A 17,421-nucleotide genomic window follows, 5' to 3' on the forward strand; every position below is an offset into this window, starting at 1 on the left:
GGCAGCCAATTATTGGAGGCGCGGGGTGCCTGTGTCTCGCGCAGGATCGAGCGAACGCGCTGACATCGACCAGGTGGGGCCACGGCTGAACCGGACGTGACAGCGAATCGGTGCGTGGCGCACCAGAACGTGCGTGCGCGGGCGGCGCGCGGCGCGAAGCTGTCGCGGGTCCAGGGCGTGACACTACGGTGGGGTGACATGGATACCGTTGCCGTGCCGAAGTGGGTTGACGTCGCGCCTGCGCGGGTGGGTGAGGCGGGGCGGGGTGTTCTTGGCGCGGTGGCGTTTCTTGTGGTGGTGCAGTTGGTGGTTCGGGGGTGGGTGGCGGGGAGTGGGTTTTTTTATTGGGATGATCTGATTTTGGTGGGGCGGGCGGGGAGTTATTCGCTGTGGTCTGTGGATTTGCTGTTGTACAACCATGATGGGCATTTCATGCCGTTGGCGTTCGCTACGGCTTGGGTGGTGACTGCGGTTGCACCGCTGACGTGGGCTGGGCCGGTGGTGTCGCTGGTGCTGTTGCAACTGGCGGCGTCGGTGGCGGTGGTGCGGATGCTTGTCGTGCTCATGGGGGTGCGGTGGGCGATTCTGGTGCCGCTGGGGTTCTATCTGTTCTGTCCGCTGTCGCTTCCGGCGTTCGCGTGGTGGGCTGCTGCGCTCAATGCGCTGCCGCTGCAATTCGCGCTCGCGTGGGTGATCGGGGATGCGGTGCGGCTGGTCGAGACGGGGCGGCGCCGGTATGCGGTATCGGGAGTCGTGGTGCTGGGGGTGGCGCTGCTGTTTTTCGAGAAATCGGTGATCGTGCCGTTCGCGGCATTCGCTGTTGCGGTGCTCATTCGGCACATCGACGGTCGCGGATCCGCACTGCGCGTCGTGGCGCGGCGTGGCGCGGCGCTGTGGGCCGGATCCGGTGTGGTGATCGCCGGTTGGCTGGGCGGATATCTGACTGTGGTGGATATTTCGGCGGTGCACACAAGTCCGGCGGAATTGCGTGACTTATTGCCCGGCGCAACGTCATTGGGGATTGTGCCGACGCTGTTCGGCGGACCGTGGAGTTGGGAGCGCTGGTTGCCGTCGACGCCGTGGGCGGATCCGCCGAGTTGGGCGGTCGTGGCGGCTTGGGTCGCATTGGCCGCGCTGGTCCTGCTGTCACTGCGTGCCCGGCTTCGTGTGGGGCCGGTGTGGCTGACAGCGGCGGCATACCTGCTCGTCGCCCAACTGCCGGTCGCATTGGCCCGCAGCGGACCGAACACCGCCGCCGAACTGATGCAGTCCCTACGCTATTTCGCAGATATCGCAGTGGTGTTGACCGCCGCGGGTGCGCTGATACTGCGTGCGCGGCCGCGAGACAACGATGCGAAGTTGCTTCCGGATACGCGCGACCGCACCGCTCGGTTGATGTACCGCGAGGCTCCTTCCGATTCGCGGGACGCGGCGCGCGTGCCACGGGGTCGGGTCGCCGTGTTGCTTCCGGTGCTGGGTGGTCCGGCGGCCAGGTGGATTCTCCGAATGGGTGGTCGCATACCGATATTCGTGCCCGGATCGCGGGTCACGGCGGTGTTGGGGGTGGCGTTTCTGGTGAGCTGTCTTTGGTCTACTGCGGCTTTTGTGGAGTCTTGGCGGGTTAATCCAACGAAGACGTATGTGACGAATGTGAAGGCGGCGTTGGCGGAGGGTGATGGGTTGCCGCTGCTCGAGCAGGAGGTGCCGTGGAATGTGTTGAACCCGACGGCATATCCGCAGAATCTGACAAGTCGAGTGCTTGCGCCGCTCGCGAAGCCGACTACCTTTGCTGATTCGACTCCGCGGCTGCGGATGATTACTGATAGCGGGGAGATCGTCGAGGCGGCGGTTTGGTGGAATCGCAGTATTCTGCCTGGGCCCGAAGATGGCTGTGGGTATCGAATACGGGGGCCGCAGCCGAGCGATATTGCGCTCGACGGCCCGATGCTCGAACACGAATGGACTGTGCAGCTCAACTACCTGGCCAACGAAGATGGACGAATTACCGTCTCGTTCGAACACGGCGAGCCCGTGGGCGCGCCGGTTCGCAAGGGGTTGAATACCGTCTACGTTCGCGTGGTCGGCAGCGGGGCCATGCTCCGAATCAGTCCTCGCACACCAGGACTCGACCTCTGCTTGGGGGTTGGGCCCGTAGGAGTTGCCTCCTACGACAACTGACCTCTGGGCCCGAGTGCCTATGGCCTGTCGAATTCGCTGCCTCGCACCCCCGCGGTGAACGCATCCCACTCGCCCGGAGTGAAAACCAGCGCGGGGCCGGTCGGGTTCTTGGAGTCGCGCACCCCGAACATGCCGCCTTCAAGATGCGCGACCTCGACACAGTCCCTACCACCCGAACTGCGGGTCGAGTTGAACCACTCGGCCTCAAACAGATTCGGAGTCATGGCCTGAACTCCCTTTACTCAGGGCGCTTGAACCCGCCACCGCGCACGCCCACAGTGAACGCATCCCACTCGCCCGGAGTGAAAACCAACGCGGGCCCGGTCGGGTTCTTGGAGTCACGCATCCCGACCATGCCGCCCTCGAGGTGCGCAACCTCGACGCAGTCTCCACCGCTGGTACTCCGACTGCTCTTGAACCACTCGGCACCGGATAGATCCATGCTCACCCTTCCAGCTCCCTAACGATGGCCCCGATAAAGCGTCGGCTGTCATTCTCGTTCAACGCTACCTGTCGGATATCGGCACAGGCGGCCTGATACTGCTCGATCTCGCTGGGCTTGTCCAGGTAAAGCATTCCAGTGAAGCCCTCGACGTAGACCACGGGTGGCTCGCTCAGTGTCGGGTTCAAATGTTTCGGGAACTCGAGATAGACGAAATCACGTGTCACCAACCCCAAGTGGTTCGGTGCGTCGAACCGGACGACTCGGATCGAAACGTTCGGCAGCATGCTCACCTCGATGAGGTGGTTCAGCTGTTCAGCCATGCCTTCGACCCCGCCGATCTGTTGTCGAAGAACGGACTCGCTCAGCAGCGCTTCTAGTGTGAAGTTTTCCGAATCATGCAGTCGTTCTTGGCGCTTCGCGATCATTTCGATGTCGCGATCGATGTCTACGGGTCGCCCCTGGGCCTCCCCCAAGGCGCGCCGGTAGCCGGGCGTCTGCAGCAAACCCGGCACCAGAGTCGAGTGATAAGTAGTGATTCTGCTGGCAGACTGCTCGAGCCCGATGAACCACTCCAGATTCGGCCTCAGCACGCCAACCTGGGACTGCCACCAACCGTCTTTGCGGGACTCTTGCGCAAGCCACAAAAGCGCCTCCCGATCGTCAGCACTGGCTTCATACAGATCACACAGCGCATTGACCACCATCCTCTTCACCTCGCTGCTCCGCCCAGACTCCAAGCGCCACAGCGTCTGCGACCCCATCTCGCACTGCTGCGCAGCCCGCGCCCGGCTCAGCTGCCGTCCCTCCCGCAGCTCACGCAACCGTCGTCCGAGCACCCGACGCGGCAAGGTCGTGTTGTTCGATTCAGTCGGCAAGGCCACCCACCCTTTCGTTAGCTGAGCTCACTGTCATGTCAGATTGAATGGAACGATCAGCCCATTTGGAGTGATTTCGTCTCGCGTCAAATCCCCCAGGAGGACTCCGAATCTACGCCATTCGCTGTTTTACTGGCCATGTGCCCGACGCACGACCACCGACCTACCGGCCCGAAAACGAAGGCAGCCCTGCGATGTTCGGCTTACCACCATTCGATCACAGTTTCCTGCCCGGCATGACCGATACCCAAGCTCATGCGGTGCTGCAGAACCATGCCGAGTGCGCCCGATCGAGCTGTCCGCGCAAATTGCAGGCGTGGGCATTGCTGATCTACTCGGGCGCAATCGAACCCGCCGATCGTATCCGAATGGGGTTCTGACCCTGTACCCGAAATCCAGCGGAGGGCAGATGCCCAAACGACGAAAGCAACCACGTCACAAGGAAGTTGGACCGCGCTCAGGCACGACAATCCGGTATCCGCGCCGGGCGACGCTCGACGTGATCCTTCCGGCCATGATGGCGAAACGCTGTGCGGAAATGGCGCAAAACCCGAAAGCAGCTAAGTCCGTTCATCTCTGGGGTTTCGCGGCTGTCGACGATGTATCCACCCACGACATCGGATATCTTCCGGTCGACCTCGATACCGAAACCGGGGGTTCACCGATTCTCGATGCGGCCGGACAACTGATATCCCGAATTCCAGGACGGCTGTGGGGATTCGGATTGTCTTATTGGGCTGTCGGCGAATTACTGAGCGGCAACGAAAGCATTCCAGAAGACCTACTTGCCGACGCCGCAGCGGGTCGATTGCGCGAACGCCCGACCGCCGACGAAATCTGCGCGGCAACAATTTTCGACGCACACGGACGCGAATACACATCCGCGCTCTATGTACACATGCCGGAGCTGGGGCCAACGACGTGGGAGAGCAACACCCTCGACGGCACCGACTCGATCCGCGCGTGGATCGACCGATTCGACGAGGGCGTCGTCTCGGCTCATGTATGGGCCGCCGCAATCGCCCTCGATCCCGACCGGAACCGGAACGTGCTCAGCCGATTGCGGGCGCACACATCCGATATCCGATAGAGATCCGAGCACAGCGGTGGTCGAGCCACCGGCTGGACTGGTCATCGGTCATCTTCTGGATCACCGAATCCCATGTGTACCCGGCATTGCTTGATGATGATGTCCAGTCCGCCGAATGCCTCAACGGCGGTCTGGACGAAACGTTCGGCGAAATCGTCGTCGGTGACGCTGCCGATACACGAAACCGCCTGTCCGCCTGCGGCTTCGATGGCCGCGAGGGTGTCCTTGGCTGGTTCCGCGTCGAGGTCGTCGACCACCACCTTCGCGCCCTCCCCCGCCAGCTCGAGCGCGATCTCACGCCCGATGCCGGAGACGATCGCGACCTTGTTGTCCAGTGTTCCTGTGGATGCCAGAATCTTTCGCCAGTGCCGGAATATCGGATTTCAGTGTGATCCGCCGCACCGGGATTGCACCCGAAGAACTACAGAATGGCGAAGGCGACAACCAGACCGAGCGCGAAATGCGCCGCGGCAACCACGAGAACTTCGGTGGTGTAGACATCGGATGCCAGCGCCGCGCCGATATCAATGCCGAGTGCGCGCTCGATGACACGCACCGAAATCACCTGCGCGATGATGCCGACCAACCCGTAGATGCTCGCCGCGATGAGCCCCTCGGAGAGTTTGCCCGCCGAGGCGTAGGTCGCCAACACCACGATCAAGGCCATGCTGACCATGCCCGCGGACGCGACGATGATGGCATTGGGTTTACCCGCGGCGACCAGCGCGCGCAGCTTGCCGGGTGTGGTCAGATCGATGGCGTAGAAGCCGACGAGCATGAGGGCCAAGCCGACGATGGCGTAGAGGACAATGGCTCCAACGCCGGTGCCGAGCGAGTTCCAGTAACCCGATTCGAGGGCAACTGCGGTCATCGTGATCCTTCCGAGGTGAGGGTCGCGTAGTTACTGCGTAATGCGGTGCGGGACAAAGGCCGAGCCGTCGTCGGTGATCAATCCGGCGGTTTCGCGAATCCCGAGTCCGGCCGCGTTGTCGCCGACGATCCAGGCGCCGAGGACCGGGCGCATATCGTCGAATTCCGGTAGCGGGTCGAGCAATTGGTAGACGAAACCCTCTTCGCCGTAGACTCCGCCGGTGGCCGTCTCCAGGCCCGCGCCGACGATGGTCATATTCGCGCCCTCGCGCCCGAGCTTCGGCTTGCGAATGTATTCGGTGAGCTCATTGGGCTGATCTAGGTAGGCGGGCAATAGATTCGGGTGCCCGGGATACATCTCCCACAGGATCGCGAGGATCGCCTTATTGCTCAGCAGGGTCTTCCACAGCGGCTCGACCCACATGGTCTGCGGCAGGCTCGCGACCACGCGCTTACCGAAATCGTCGTCGAGCACCCACTCCCATGGATAGAGCTTGAAGATCGCATCGATCGAACCCTCGGCCAGATCGACGAAACGCTCCAGCTCGCTGTCGAATCCGACCTCCTCGATCGGCAGCGCGATGGTGTCGAATCCGGCCTCGGCGGCGGTCTCCTGCATATACGCGGTGGTGACATTGTCCTCGCCGGTGGCGTCCGCGCCGGACCAGGTGAAATGCAATTGCGCCGAGGGCAGGATGTCGCGCAACTCGGTCCAGCGCTCGACCAGCTTCTCGTGCAGGGAATTCCACTGATCGCCGTCGGGATAGAGCGCGGTGAGCCAGTGCCACTGCACAATCGCCGCCTCCAGAAGTGAGGTCGGCGTATCGGCGTTGTACTCCAACAGTTTCGCCGGGCGGCGCGCGTCGTAGCGCAGATCGAAGCGCCCGTAGACGTACGGGTCATTGCGCTTCCAGGATTCCGCGATCGGCCCCCAACTCCATTCGGGCAGACCGAAATCCTTGTACCGCTCGGTGAGCACCACATGCTCGACGGCATTCAGGCACATCGAATGCAGCAGTTCGACATCGGCCTCCAGCGCGAGGATCTCCGACATCTCGAACTCGTAATGCACCGATTCATCCCAGTAGGGCCTGGGCAGACCGCTCGCATCACGGCCGGGCGAGCCGTAGACCAGCCCCTGGCCCTCGATGATCTGTTGCCAGCCGGGCCGCGGCGTAGCGCGCACACGTCGCATTACGAACCCCCGCTGCTCTTGCTGCTGGTACCGAGACCGCCGCGGGTAACGGTGCTGCCGCTCTTGGTCGAGATCTGAGCTCCCTTGGGCTGCACCGTGGTTCCGCCGCTCGGCGGTTTGCCGACGGTGTTGTTGCCGCCGTAGTAATAGCGGTACTGGTGCCCGTTGTAGATGAAGATCCCGTTGGTACCGGTGTACGCGCCGGTCGACCCGGATCCGACGGCGGTCGAGGCGACCTCGCAGTCGTCGTCAGGTGTGACGACCTCCTGCCCGTTCTGATCGATCACGGTGCAATAGGCGGTCACCTGATCGGGTTTGGTGAGCGCCCGATAGGCGAGGTAACCGCCACCGACCAGACCCGCGACACCGACAATGGCGACACCGCCGATGAGTACGCGCTTGCGAGTGCGCTTCTTGTGCTCGGCGGCGGCCGTAGCGGCCTGCTGCGCCTCCTCCGCGCGCTTACGTGCCTTGTCACGCGCCCGCGCCTCCGCCACCGTCGGCGGACGCGGCTGGGTAACACCGGGTTCTTGACGCTGGATACTGCCCCTCTGCGGCGGGGTACCGAACCGACGCGGCCCGGTGCCAGGCGGAACCGGCCCGTCCCCCGGCACACCCTGACCAGCATCCGACGGACCAGATCCCCCGCTTGGCGCGCCATGCCCCTCGCCCGGCGAACCCAACCTATCGCCCGACGAACCAGATCCGCCACCTGACGAACCAGGACCGTCACCCGCAGAACCGGACCCGCCGCTGGGCGAACCAGCCCCTGCACCTGGCAAACGAGGATCGCTGCCCTGTGAACCACGACCGGCATCCGACGAATCAGACCCACCACCCCGCGCGCCCGACCCAGCACCCGCAGAACCAGATCCACAGCTTGCCGAACCAGACCCGGCTTCCGCCGAACGCGAGCCACTGCCCGGCGAAAGCGGTTGCGGCCGTGTGGCTTCGGAGCCTGCGTCACCGCCGGACGCGGACCACCTCGACTCCGGATCGGGCTCAGTCCGACCCGCGTCGTCGCCCGCCCCCGGACCTCCCGTACTCAACGATCACATCGCTCGGTCGTCGAAACCACTACCGCTCCTCGAATCCGGACAAATCTCCCCGCGCGGGCTCCCAGCTTTCCACAACAAGGTCGACCCGACCAGGAGTATCTCCAGAACGCAGAAGATCCAGCAACATTTCGCACGCGGGTCGCGGACCTTCGGCCACCACATGCACTCGACCGTCGCGGGCATTGGTGGCGTTTCCGATCAATCCGAGCGCAAGCGCACGCGAGCGCGTCCACCAGCGGAAGCCGACGCCCTGCACGTAGCCGTGCACCCACGCGCTGAGCCGAACCGATTCCGGCATCACGCGTCGATGGCGTCGATATCGAATGTCAGCGTGACCTTGGTGCCGGCCTTCAGCGTCCGGCCCACCGTGCAGACCTTGTCGATGGCGCGCTGCACGGTGACCAGCAGTCGCTCGCGGGCCTCCTCGTCCAATTCACTGAGGTCCAGCTCGAATACCTCGTCCAGCTGCGGGTACACCTCGTTCTCGCGGTCGGCGTCGCCGGAGACGCGGATGGTCGCGTCGAAGGCGTCGCCGAGCTTGCGCGAGAGCGGGAAGTCCGCGCTCAGTCCGGAGCAGCCCGCAAGGGCGATCTTCAGCAGCTCCCCCGGGGTGAAGGCCCCCGGCACGCCCTGCGATGCGATCAATACCTCGGCCCCGCGCGAGCTGCGGCCGGTGTACGCCCTGGTCCCGGTGCGCTCGACCCACAGGGTGGTCGGCTCGGTCGCGGCGGCGGTGGTGGTCGCGGATGCGGTGGTCTGGTCAGCCATGGTCACGATCCTGCCATTCTCGAAACGAAACTCTCACCCCCGCCAACGCGGCACGTGCCCGAGCCCTTCCGCGAATCGCCGGTGATCTCCGAGACATCACTCCTGGAAGCGGTACCCCATTCCGGCCTCGGTCAGCAGATGCTTTGGATTCGACGGGTCGATTTCGAGCTTGCGCCGCAACTGCGCGAGATACACCCGCAGATAATGCGTTTCGGTGGCGTACGACGGCCCCCACACCTCACGCAGCAGTTCGCGCCGCCCGACGAGTTTGCCCCGGTTGCGCACCAGCATCTCGAGCATGCCCCACTCGGTCGGGGTCAGGTGCACCGTTTCACCGTTCTTTGTGACCTTCTTCGCGCTGAGGTCGACGGTGAACGATGAGGTCACCACGACCGGATCGGTGGCATCGGTATCGGTCGCGCCGCGCCGGACCGCGGCCCGCAGCCGCGCCAGCAGCTCATCCATGCCGAACGGCTTGGTGACATAGTCGTCCGCGCCCGCGTCCAGCGCCTCCACTTTGTCGGTGGAATCGGTCCGTGCCGAAAGTACGATCACCGGTGCGGCGGTCCAGCCGCGCAGTCCGGCCAGCACCTCGATGCCGTCCATATCGGGCAGACCCAGATCCAGAATGACGACGTCGGGATGCTTATCGGCCGCCGCGCGCAATGCCGCCGCGCCGGTGCCCGCGGTGATCACCTCATAGCCGCGGACCGACAAATTGATGCGCAGTGCGCGCACGATCTGCGGTTCGTCATCGACCACAAGCACCTTGGTCGACGGTGCTTCCTGCTTTTTGTCGGTCATTACGACTTCCTGTGCGGTCCGCGGTGTCGTTGTGCTCATCATCGGCTGCTCACCTCGGTTTCATCGGCAGGCAGGTCCACGATCATCGTCAATCCTCCGCCCGGTGTCGGTTCGGCGTGCACGGTGCCGCCCATCGCCTCGACGAAACCGCGCACCACCGACAGGCCGAGCCCTACACCCGTGGTGTTGTCACGATCGCCGAGCCGCTGGAACGGCTCGAATAGTTGCTCCTCGGTGCCCGGCGGGACACCGGGACCGACATCGATCACGGCAATCGACACCCGCTCCCCGTCGTGTTCCGCGGTGACCCGCACAGGCGTATCGCGCGTCGAATGCCGCAGCGCGTTATCGATCAGATTGGCCAGCACCCGCTCGAGCAGGCCGCTGTCCGCCCGGACCGAGACCTCGCCGACCTCCACCTTCACCCGATCCATCGCCGCACGCCGCAGCCCACGCGCGCCCATCCCGACGCTCACCAGCGCCTGATGCACGACCTCGTCCATGTACACCCGACGGAACTGCGGCTGCACCACGCCGACCGCCAGGCGCGACGAGTCGAGCAGATTGCCGACCAGCGCGGTCAGCTGATCCACCGATTCCTCGATGGTTTCCAGCAGTTCGACGGTGTCCTCGGGCGAGAACTCGATGTCGTCACTGCGCAGACTGGAAACCGCGGCCTTGGCGCCGGCCAGCGGCGTGCGCAGATCGTGGCTCACCGCCGACAGCAACGCCCGGCGCAACCGGTCGGCCTCGAGCAGGGCCGCGGCGGCGCTGGCCTCCTCGGCCAGCCGGGACTGTCGGACCAGCCCGGCCGCCTGGTTCGCGACCGCGTTGAGCACCGGACGGTCGAGCGCGGCGAGCGGCCGCCCGGCCAACAGCAGCCAGCTCGTCGCATCGCCCGCCTGTATCGCGGTCTCGGCCTCGGACGCTCGCTGCGGCGGACTCGTGCCGACCGCGGCGATCACCTCGTCGCCGAACTGCATGCTGACCGCGCGCAGCCCGTAGGTCTCGCGGACCTGCTCCAACAGCTTGGGCAGATCCGCACCATGCAGCACAGCACCGGCGAACAGGGTCAGCAACTCGGCCTGCTGAGAGGCTCGACGCGCCTGCCGGGTCTGTTTGCCTGCCACATCCACCAGCGCGGCGACCGCCACCGCGACGATCAGCAATACCACCACCGTGATGAAGCTGTCCGGCTCGGCAATGGTCAGGCTGTAGCGCGGATCGACGAAGAACCAGTTCAACAACATGCCCGACAGCAGCGCCGAAAGTGCCGCAGGCACAACGCCACCGAGCAACGCCACCGCGACGACGCCGATGAAGAACACCGCGCTGAGCCCACCCAGCTGCAGATAGCCGTCCAGGAAAGAACAGATCACCGAGACCGCTGCCGGAACCAGCACCGCCGCGAGCCATGCGCGGATCGGCTGGCGCGGCATCAGCGAATAGCGGCGCAGCCCACGATTGGCCTCCTCATGCGTGACCATGTGTACATCGATCTTGCCGGATGCCTGCACCACGGCGGAGCCGATCCCCTCGTCGAGCATGCGCGCCCAGCGTGAGCGCCGGGACGTGCCGAGCACCAACTGGGTCGCGTTCACCTCGCGGGCGAATTCCAGCAGCGTATTCGGCACATCGTCACCGGTGACGGTATGCAGCGAGGCATCCAGACTCGCGGCGAATTCCCGCAGCCGGGTCAGCCGTTCCGTCGATACCCCGGCCAGTCCGTCGCCGCGCACCACGTGCAGCAGGACCAGGTCGGCGCTGGATTTGGTGGCGATGCGGCTGGCCCGGCGCACCACGGTCTCCGATTCGGGACCGCCGGTCACCGCGACGACAACGCGTTCGCGCGCCTCCCACAGCTCGGTGATCTTGTGGTCGGCCCGGTATTTCGCCAGTGCCGCATCGACCTGGTCGGCCAGCCACAGCAGCGCCAATTCGCGTAGGGCGGTCAAATTGCCAGGCCGGAAGTAGTTGCGCAGCGCCGCGTCGACCTTGTCAGCGGCGTACACGTTGCCGTGAGAAAGCCTGCGCCGCAACGCCTCCGGCGTGATATCGACCAGCTCGACCTGGTCTGCGCTGCGCACCACCGCATCGGGCACGGTTTCCTTCTGCTGGATGCCGGTGATCTGCTCGACGACATCGTTGAGGCTCTCGAGATGCTGCACATTGACCGTCGAGATCACGTCGATGCCCGCGGCCAGCAAATCCTCGACGTCCTGCCAGCGCTTGCCATGTTCGCTACCCGGCGCGTTGGTGTGCGCGAGTTCGTCGACCAGCACCACGGCCGGTGCGCGGCGCAGCACTGCCTCCACATCGAGTTCGGGCAGTGTCGTGCCGCGATACGCCACCATGCGCGGTGGAATCCGCTCGATGCCCGCCAGCAGTTCCGCGGTCTTGGCTCGGCCGTGTGTCTCCACTACCGCAGCTACCACGTCTCGGCCGCGTTCGAGTCGGCGATGGGCCTCGCCCAACATGGCGTAGGTCTTGCCGACCCCCGGTGCCGCACCGAGGTAGATGCGCAGTTGGCCGCGTTTCACTCGTCCATCATCGCGCGATACGGCGTGTCGCCGAAGATCCGTACCCGTTCTGTCGCGATCTCCGAATCCTGCCGCTGCCCCATTGTCGACAGCGCGCGAATGATCAGCGCGCAACAGACGAATCCTATGAGCACCGCGACCGTGACAGCCGACATGACGATCCTTTCACCGACCTATAGGACCCCGGTCCTGCTGGCATCCCCCGCATGGCCGGTCGATGAATTTCTACTCCCGTATCGGCCGCCTATCTGGATCTTTACGGTGTGTTGACGGGTTGACCCCCTACCTTGACGGCATCCTTTCACCCAGCGCCCGAGCCGTACCCGTAAACGAAGCGTCAATGCTCGTCGACGGGCCGCCAAGAACCCGTAAACAAGCTCCGCACCAGCTCGAATGACCGCTTGACTCGCCATGTCGCGCGCCGTACCCGGAGCGCAAATGGAGGTTGTGTAAATGTCTGTCGTGGTGTTCACGGTGCTCACCGTGACGATCTTCGCGCTACTCGGCTTGATCCAGCGTGGGGTGGAAAAGCTGTGATCGCGAACGTGATCGGTCTGGTCCTCGCCGTCCTCATCGCCGTCTTCATGGTGGCGGCGCTGCTCTTCCCCGAGAGGTTCTAGTTGAACACGACCACCGCGGGGATCGCGTTCGTCGCCTCCCTGATCATCGCGCTGGCCCTGGTGCATGTGCCGCTCGGCGACTACATGTTCCGGGTGTACAAGGCCGAGAAGCACTCCCGCGCCGAGCGAGTCATCTACAAGGCCATCGGTGTCCAGCCCGAGGTCGAACAGACCTGGGGCATCTACGCGCGCAGTGTGCTGGCGTTCTCGGCGGTCAGCATGCTGTTCCTGTTCTTCCTTCAGCTGATTCAGGGCAAGCTGCCGCTGCATCTGCACGATCCGGCCACCGAGGTGACCCCGGCGCTGGCCTGGAATACCGCGGTCAGCTTCGTGACGAATACGAACTGGCAGAACTACTCCGGTGAATCGACCCAGGGGCACCTGGTGCAGATGGCCGGGCTGGCGGTGCAGAACTTCGTCTCCGCGGCCGTCGGCATCGCGGTGGCGGTCGCGTTGGTGCGCGGCTTCGCCCGCAGGCATACCGGCGATCTCGGCAACTTCTGGGTGGACCTGGTGCGCGGCACCATTCGCATCCTGCTGCCGCTGGCCTTCGTCTTCGCGATCATTCTCGTCGCCGGTGGCGCGATCCAGAACTTCCACCTGCACGATCAGGTGGCGCAGACGCTGAACGGCACCGAGCAGACCATTACCGGCGGGCCGGTGGCCAGCCAGGAGGTCATCAAGGAACTCGGCACCAACGGTGGCGGCTTCTACAACGCGAACTCCGCGCACCCATTCGAGAATCCGACGACCTGGACCAATTGGGTCGAAATCTTCCTGCTGCTGGTGATCAGCTTCTCGCTGCCGCGCACCTTCGGTCGCATGGTCGGCAGCAAGAAACAGGGCTACGCGATCGTCGCGGTAATGGGCACGATCGCGCTGATCAGCGTCACCTTGCAGAATCTCTTCCAACTGCAGCACCACGGCACGGTGCCGACCGCGATCGGCGCATCGCTCGAGGGTGTCGAAACCCGTTTCGGCGTGGCCGATTCCGCGACCTTCGCCACCGCGACGACGCTGACCTCCACCGGTGCGGTGGATTCGTTCCACGATTCCTACACCAGCCTCGGCGGCATGATGACGATGTTCAATATGCAGCTCGGCGAGGTCGCGCCGGGCGGTACCGGCTCGGGCCTGTACGGCATGCTCATCCTCGCGGTGATCACCGTCTTCGTCGCGGGTCTGATGGTCGGTCGCACACCGGAATACCTGGGCAAGAAGATCACGCCGCGCGAAATCAAGCTCGCCGCTTCGTATTTCCTCATCAGCCCGCTGATCGTGCTGTTGGGTACGGCGGCCGCGATGGCCATGCCGGGGCAGCGCGCGGGCATGCTCAACGCCGGACCGCACGGGCTCTCGGAAGTGTTGTACGCCTTCACATCCGCGGCGAACAACAATGGTTCGGCCTTCGCGGGGCTATCCGGAAATACCGAGTGGTACAACACCGCGCTGGGCCTTGCCATGGTCTTCGGCCGCTTCCTGCCGATCATTTTCGTACTGGCCCTTGCCGGTTCGCTCGCTCAACAGGGGCAGACCCCCGAATCGATCGGCACGCTGCCGACGCACCGGCCGCAGTTCGTCGGCATGGTCGTCGGCGTGACGGTGATCCTGGTCGCGCTGACCTTCCTGCCCGCACTCGCACTCGGGCCGCTCGCCGAAGGAATCCACTGATATGTCCACTACGACAGCCGAAATGACCGCGGATCCGGTCCAGCACGAACGAGGCGTCCGCAAGGGTGTGCTCGATCCGAAGATGCTGCTGACCTCCATTCCGGACGCGGTCCGCAAGCTCGACCCACGCACGATGTGGCGCAATCCGGTGATGCTCATCGTGGAGATCGGCGCGGTCTGGTCGACGGTGCTCGCGCTGACGAAACCGACCTTCTTCGCCTGGGCGATCGTCGTATGGCTTTGGCTCACCGTCATATTCGCCAATCTGGCGGAGGCGGTCGCCGAGGGACGCGGTAAGGCGCAGGCCGACACACTGCGGAAAGCCAAGACCGACACCATGGCTCGACGTCTGGTCGACTGGTCACCGGGTGCGCGTCTCGTCGAGCAGAGCGTCGGGGCTCCGGCGCTGCAACGCGGCGATTACGTCATCGTCGAGGCGGGCCAGGTGATTCCAGGCGACGGCGATGTTGTGGAAGGCATTGCTTCGGTGGACGAATCGGCCATTACCGGCGAATCGGCGCCGGTCATCCGGGAGTCCGGCGGCGACCGCTCGGCGGTCACCGGAGGTACCACCGTGCTGTCCGATCGGATCATCGTCAAGATCACCCAGGAGCCGGGCGCGAGCTTCATCGACAAGATGATCGCGCTCGTCGAGGGCGCGTCGCGGCAGAAGACGCCGAACGAGATCGCGCTGAATATCCTGCTCGCCGCGCTGACCATCATCTTCGTCTTCGCGGTTGCCACGTTGCAGCCCCTGGCGATCTTCTCGAAGTCGAACAACCCTGGGGTGGCGGATACCTCGGCGCTGGACGTGCACGGTGTCACCGGCATCGTGATGGTTTCGCTGCTGGTGTGCCTGATTCCGACCACCATCGGCGCACTGCTGTCGGCCATCGGCATCGCGGGTATGGACCGCCTGGTGCAGCGCAATGTGCTGGCCATGTCCGGCCGCGCGGTCGAGGCCGCCGGTGACGTGAACACCCTGCTGCTGGACAAGACCGGCACCATCACCCTCGGCAATCGGCAGGCCTCGGAATTCGTGCCGATGCCGGGCATCTCGGATGACGAATTGGCCGATGCCGCACAACTTTCCAGCCTCGCCGATGAGACCCCCGAGGGTCGCTCCATCGTGGTCTACGCCAAGCAGGCGTTCAACAAGCGCGAACGCACCCCGGGTGAGTTGACCGGTGCCACCTGGGTGGAATTCACCGCCCAGACCCGTATGTCCGGCGTGAACCTGCAGGACGGGCACCAGCTGCGCAAGGGTGCCGCCAGCGCGGTCACAGACTGGGTTCGCACACAAGGCGGGGACGTACCCGGCCATATCGGCGTGATCGTCGACGGGATATCCGCATCCGGTGGCACCCCGCTGGTCGTCGGTGAGGTCGATGACGGAAAGGCCCGGCTGCTCGGCGTCATTCATCTGAAAGACGTTGTGAAGCAAGGCATGCGGGAGCGTTTCGACGAGATGCGCCGAATGGGCATCCGCACGGTGATGATCACCGGCGATAACCCGTTGACCGCCAAGGCGATTGCCGATGAGGCCGGTGTCGACGACTTCCTCGCCGAAGCAACGCCCGAGGACAAACTGGCGCTGATCAAGCAGGAGCAGGACGGCGGCCGCTTGGTCGCGATGACAGGTGACGGCACCAATGACGCACCGGCCCTCGCCCAGGCCGATGTGGGCGTCGCGATGAACACCGGCACCTCGGCCGCCAAGGAAGCCGGAAATATGGTCGATCTGGATTCGGATCCGACCAAGCTCATCGAAATCGTGGAGATCGGCAAACAGCTGCTCATCACCCGCGGCGCGCTGACCACCTTCTCGATCGCCAATGACATCGCCAAGTACTTCGCGATCATCCCCGCGCTGTTCGTCGCCCTGTTTCCGGGCCTGGACCTGCTCAACATCATGCGGCTGGCCAGCCCGCAGTCAGCGATCCTTTCGGCGGTCATCTTCAACGCGCTGGTCATCATCGCGCTGATCCCGCTGGCGCTGCGCGGTGTGCACTACCGGCCGAGCAATGCCTCGAAACTGTTGAGCCGCAACCTGACCATCTACGGTTTCGGCGGCATCGTCGCGCCGTTCATCGGCATCAAACTGATCGACCTCGTCGTCCAACTCCTCCCCGGGATGTCCTGATATGCGTATGTCAACTTGGATCCGGCAGCATCTGGCCGCGTTGCGTGCACTGCTGGTGCTCACCGCGATCACCGGAATCGTCTATCCCGTCGCGGTTTTCGCGGTCGCCCAGATTCCCGGCCTGCACGATAAGGCGGACGGGTCGCTGATCACGAGAGACGGCAAGGTCGTCGGTTCCAGCCTGATCGGGCAGTCGTTCACCGATAAGGACGGCAACGCGCTGGTGCAGTACTTCCAGAGCCGTCCGTCGGCGGCGGGCGACGGCTACGACCCGCTGTCCACCGCGGCGTCCAACCTCGGCCCGGAGAGCATCGTCGACACCCTCGACGCCGATCCGGCCAGTGTGAAGCTGAGCCTACTCTCGACGGTCTGCGCACGAAGTAAGGCGGTCGGCGACCGTGAGGGGGTCGACGGCAGCCGTCCGTTCTGCACCAAGGACGGTGTCGGCGCGGTGCTTTCGGTGATCGGACCGCGCGACGCGGACGGCGAGGTTTCGCATCCGGTGCAGGTCGTGAGCGTCAACGAGGCGTGCCCGGCGAAGCCGTTCCTGGCCACGTACAAGGGTGTGCGGGTCGAATGCGCCAAGCCGGGCGAGGACTATTCGGTCGGCCGGATCGTCCCGATCATCGGCGATGCCCCGACCGGCACACCGGTGCCCACCGATGCGGTCACCGCCAGCGGCAGCGGTCTGGACCCGCATATCTCACCGCGGTACGCGGCCCTCCAGGTCGCGCGAATCGCCAAGGCCCGCAATATCTCCGAGGATCAGGTGCGCGCACTAGTCGACGCGCACACCGATGGCAGGACTCTCGGCTTCCTCGGTGAACCGCGTGTGCATGTGGTCGAGCTGAATCTCGATCTCGACAAGCGGTACCCGTTGCGCGGCTAGCGAGCCGAGCGCTCATTCCCGAAGGGGAATGGGCGCTCGGCCGATTCGTTCAGTTGTCCTCGACGCAGGCGAAGCAATACGCCGACGCGGCGAGATACTGGCGGCAGTCCGGACCGTGGCCCGCATGCGTACTGCAGATGAAACGCGCCAAGTCCAGATCGAGATCCATCGGCTCGGCACTGCAATCACGGTGCTGAGTGCTCCACAGATCCCGGCGATCCAGTGATGTCTGCATTGTGCACCTCCGGCCTGTTGGTATTCAGTGGAGAAGCGAA

18 protein-coding genes and 1 pseudogene are annotated in these 17,421 nt (G+C 64.6%); 6 read left to right on the forward strand and 13 right to left on the reverse strand.

What is annotated here, in order from left to right:
- The first annotated feature begins 198 nt into the window (after nt 1-198).
- A complete protein-coding gene (locus tag ACZ60G_RS29720) occupies nt 199-2,178 on the forward strand; it encodes a hypothetical protein (protein WP_465814098.1) in 1,980 nt (659 codons plus the stop codon).
- 17 nt (nt 2,179-2,195) lie between these two features.
- Here the strand turns inward: ACZ60G_RS29720 and ACZ60G_RS29725 are convergent, their stop codons facing one another.
- From ACZ60G_RS29725 to ACZ60G_RS29735, 3 genes are read right to left on the reverse strand one after another with little or no spacing between them, the layout of a single operon-like run.
- Entirely contained in the window at nt 2,196-2,402 is a 207-nt protein-coding gene (locus ACZ60G_RS29725; RefSeq protein WP_465814100.1) for a DUF397 domain-containing protein, read from the reverse strand.
- Nucleotides 2,403-2,416: 14 nt separating this feature from the next.
- Nucleotides 2,417-2,626: a DUF397 domain-containing protein gene (locus tag ACZ60G_RS29730; protein WP_465814102.1), complete on the reverse strand. Its 210-nt coding sequence runs from the start codon at nt 2,624-2,626 to the stop codon at nt 2,417-2,419.
- Complete coding sequence (locus tag ACZ60G_RS29735; protein ID WP_465814104.1) at nt 2,623-3,504, reverse strand: helix-turn-helix domain-containing protein; 882 nt, start codon at nt 3,502-3,504, stop codon at nt 2,623-2,625. Before ACZ60G_RS29735 ends, ACZ60G_RS29730 begins: the two co-directional genes overlap by 4 nt.
- A gap of 230 nt (nt 3,505-3,734) precedes the next feature.
- Here ACZ60G_RS29735 and ACZ60G_RS29740 point away from each other — a divergent pair, with 230 nt between their 5' ends.
- Both ACZ60G_RS29740 and ACZ60G_RS29745 read left to right on the forward strand, forming a co-directional pair.
- Nucleotides 3,735-3,878 (forward strand): hypothetical protein, encoded by a 144-nt coding sequence (locus tag ACZ60G_RS29740; RefSeq protein WP_245720999.1) that lies wholly within the window; start codon nt 3,735-3,737, stop codon nt 3,876-3,878.
- A gap of 134 nt (nt 3,879-4,012) precedes the next feature.
- On the forward strand, nt 4,013-4,588 hold the full coding sequence (locus tag ACZ60G_RS29745) for a hypothetical protein (protein ID WP_465814106.1): 576 nt from the start codon (nt 4,013-4,015) through the stop codon (nt 4,586-4,588).
- A gap of 19 nt (nt 4,589-4,607) precedes the next feature.
- Here ACZ60G_RS29745 and ACZ60G_RS29750 read toward each other — a convergent pair.
- From ACZ60G_RS29750 to ACZ60G_RS29790, 9 genes and pseudogenes are all read right to left on the reverse strand, one after another.
- Nucleotides 4,608-4,941, reverse strand: a pseudogene (locus tag ACZ60G_RS29750) (SDR family NAD(P)-dependent oxidoreductase); the annotation flags it as partial.
- A gap of 68 nt (nt 4,942-5,009) precedes the next feature.
- Nucleotides 5,010-5,459, reverse strand: coding sequence for a DUF350 domain-containing protein (locus ACZ60G_RS29755; RefSeq protein WP_465814107.1), 450 nt, complete (start codon nt 5,457-5,459; stop codon nt 5,010-5,012).
- A 30-nt stretch (nt 5,460-5,489) separates the two neighbouring features.
- Entirely contained in the window at nt 5,490-6,653 is a 1,164-nt protein-coding gene (locus tag ACZ60G_RS29760; RefSeq protein WP_433759866.1) for a glutathionylspermidine synthase family protein, read from the reverse strand.
- Entirely contained in the window at nt 6,653-7,150 is a 498-nt protein-coding gene (locus tag ACZ60G_RS29765) for a hypothetical protein (RefSeq protein WP_465814109.1), read from the reverse strand. The genes ACZ60G_RS29760 and ACZ60G_RS29765 overlap by 1 nt, the downstream gene beginning before the upstream one ends.
- Nucleotides 7,151-7,730: 580 nt before the next feature.
- Nucleotides 7,731-8,009 carry an acylphosphatase gene (locus ACZ60G_RS29770; RefSeq protein ID WP_465814111.1) on the reverse strand — a complete coding sequence of 93 codons (279 nt, stop codon included), beginning with the start codon at nt 8,007-8,009 and terminating at the stop codon, nt 7,731-7,733.
- Complete coding sequence (locus ACZ60G_RS29775; protein WP_387289172.1) at nt 8,009-8,479, reverse strand: OsmC family protein; 471 nt, start codon at nt 8,477-8,479, stop codon at nt 8,009-8,011. The genes ACZ60G_RS29770 and ACZ60G_RS29775 overlap by 1 nt, the downstream gene beginning before the upstream one ends.
- Nucleotides 8,480-8,575: 96 nt before the next feature.
- A complete protein-coding gene (locus ACZ60G_RS29780) occupies nt 8,576-9,283 on the reverse strand; it encodes a response regulator (RefSeq protein WP_465814113.1) in 708 nt (235 codons plus the stop codon).
- A gap of 38 nt (nt 9,284-9,321) precedes the next feature.
- Entirely contained in the window at nt 9,322-11,823 is a 2,502-nt protein-coding gene (locus tag ACZ60G_RS29785; RefSeq protein WP_465814115.1) for an ATP-binding protein, read from the reverse strand.
- Nucleotides 11,820-11,978: a hypothetical protein gene (locus ACZ60G_RS29790; protein ID WP_465814117.1), complete on the reverse strand. Its 159-nt coding sequence runs from the start codon at nt 11,976-11,978 to the stop codon at nt 11,820-11,822. The genes ACZ60G_RS29785 and ACZ60G_RS29790 overlap by 4 nt, the downstream gene beginning before the upstream one ends.
- 465 nt (nt 11,979-12,443) lie before the next feature.
- Between ACZ60G_RS29790 and kdpA the strand changes: the two genes are divergently transcribed.
- From kdpA to ACZ60G_RS29805, 3 genes are read left to right on the forward strand one after another with little or no spacing between them, the layout of a single operon-like run.
- Nucleotides 12,444-14,114 carry a potassium-transporting ATPase subunit KdpA gene (gene kdpA, locus ACZ60G_RS29795; RefSeq protein ID WP_465814119.1) on the forward strand — a complete coding sequence of 557 codons (1,671 nt, stop codon included), beginning with the start codon at nt 12,444-12,446 and terminating at the stop codon, nt 14,112-14,114.
- A 1-nt stretch (nt 14,115) separates the two neighbouring features.
- Nucleotides 14,116-16,257: a potassium-transporting ATPase subunit KdpB gene (gene kdpB / locus ACZ60G_RS29800; protein WP_465814121.1), complete on the forward strand. Its 2,142-nt coding sequence runs from the start codon at nt 14,116-14,118 to the stop codon at nt 16,255-16,257.
- A 1-nt stretch (nt 16,258) separates the two neighbouring features.
- A complete protein-coding gene (locus tag ACZ60G_RS29805; RefSeq protein WP_465814123.1) occupies nt 16,259-17,146 on the forward strand; it encodes a potassium-transporting ATPase subunit C in 888 nt (295 codons plus the stop codon).
- Between the two features lie 49 nt (nt 17,147-17,195).
- Here ACZ60G_RS29805 and ACZ60G_RS29810 read toward each other — a convergent pair whose 3' ends face one another.
- Nucleotides 17,196-17,381, reverse strand: a complete 186-nt coding sequence (locus ACZ60G_RS29810) for a hypothetical protein (RefSeq protein WP_387289187.1) — start codon at nt 17,379-17,381, stop codon at nt 17,196-17,198.
- Nucleotides 17,382-17,421: the final 40 nt, after the last annotated feature.

Source organism: Nocardia sp. NPDC102475, assembly GCF_055584605.1.

Bases quoted from the DNA above. Each gene is read 5' to 3' on its own strand.
- ACZ60G_RS29720 (WP_465814098.1), top strand. From the start codon at position 199: ATGGATACCGTTGCCGTGCCGAAGTGGGTTGACGTCGCGCCTGCGCGG.
- ACZ60G_RS29725 (WP_465814100.1), bottom strand. From the start codon at position 2,402: ATGACTCCGAATCTGTTTGAGGCCGAGTGGTTCAACTCGACCCGCAGT.
- ACZ60G_RS29740 (WP_245720999.1), top strand. From the start codon at position 3,735: ATGACCGATACCCAAGCTCATGCGGTGCTGCAGAACCATGCCGAGTGC.
- ACZ60G_RS29745 (WP_465814106.1), top strand. From the start codon at position 4,013: ATGATGGCGAAACGCTGTGCGGAAATGGCGCAAAACCCGAAAGCAGCT.
- ACZ60G_RS29755 (WP_465814107.1), bottom strand. From the start codon at position 5,459: ATGACCGCAGTTGCCCTCGAATCGGGTTACTGGAACTCGCTCGGCACC.
- ACZ60G_RS29760 (WP_433759866.1), bottom strand. From the start codon at position 6,653: ATGCGACGTGTGCGCGCTACGCCGCGGCCCGGCTGGCAACAGATCATC.
- ACZ60G_RS29770 (WP_465814111.1), bottom strand. From the start codon at position 8,009: ATGCCGGAATCGGTTCGGCTCAGCGCGTGGGTGCACGGCTACGTGCAG.
- ACZ60G_RS29775 (WP_387289172.1), bottom strand. From the start codon at position 8,479: ATGGCTGACCAGACCACCGCATCCGCGACCACCACCGCCGCCGCGACC.
- ACZ60G_RS29780 (WP_465814113.1), bottom strand. From the start codon at position 9,283: ATGACCGACAAAAAGCAGGAAGCACCGTCGACCAAGGTGCTTGTGGTC.
- ACZ60G_RS29790 (WP_465814117.1), bottom strand. From the start codon at position 11,978: ATGTCGGCTGTCACGGTCGCGGTGCTCATAGGATTCGTCTGTTGCGCG.
- kdpB (WP_465814121.1), top strand. From the start codon at position 14,116: ATGTCCACTACGACAGCCGAAATGACCGCGGATCCGGTCCAGCACGAA.
- ACZ60G_RS29805 (WP_465814123.1), top strand. From the start codon at position 16,259: ATGCGTATGTCAACTTGGATCCGGCAGCATCTGGCCGCGTTGCGTGCA.
- ACZ60G_RS29810 (WP_387289187.1), bottom strand. From the start codon at position 17,381: ATGCAGACATCACTGGATCGCCGGGATCTGTGGAGCACTCAGCACCGT.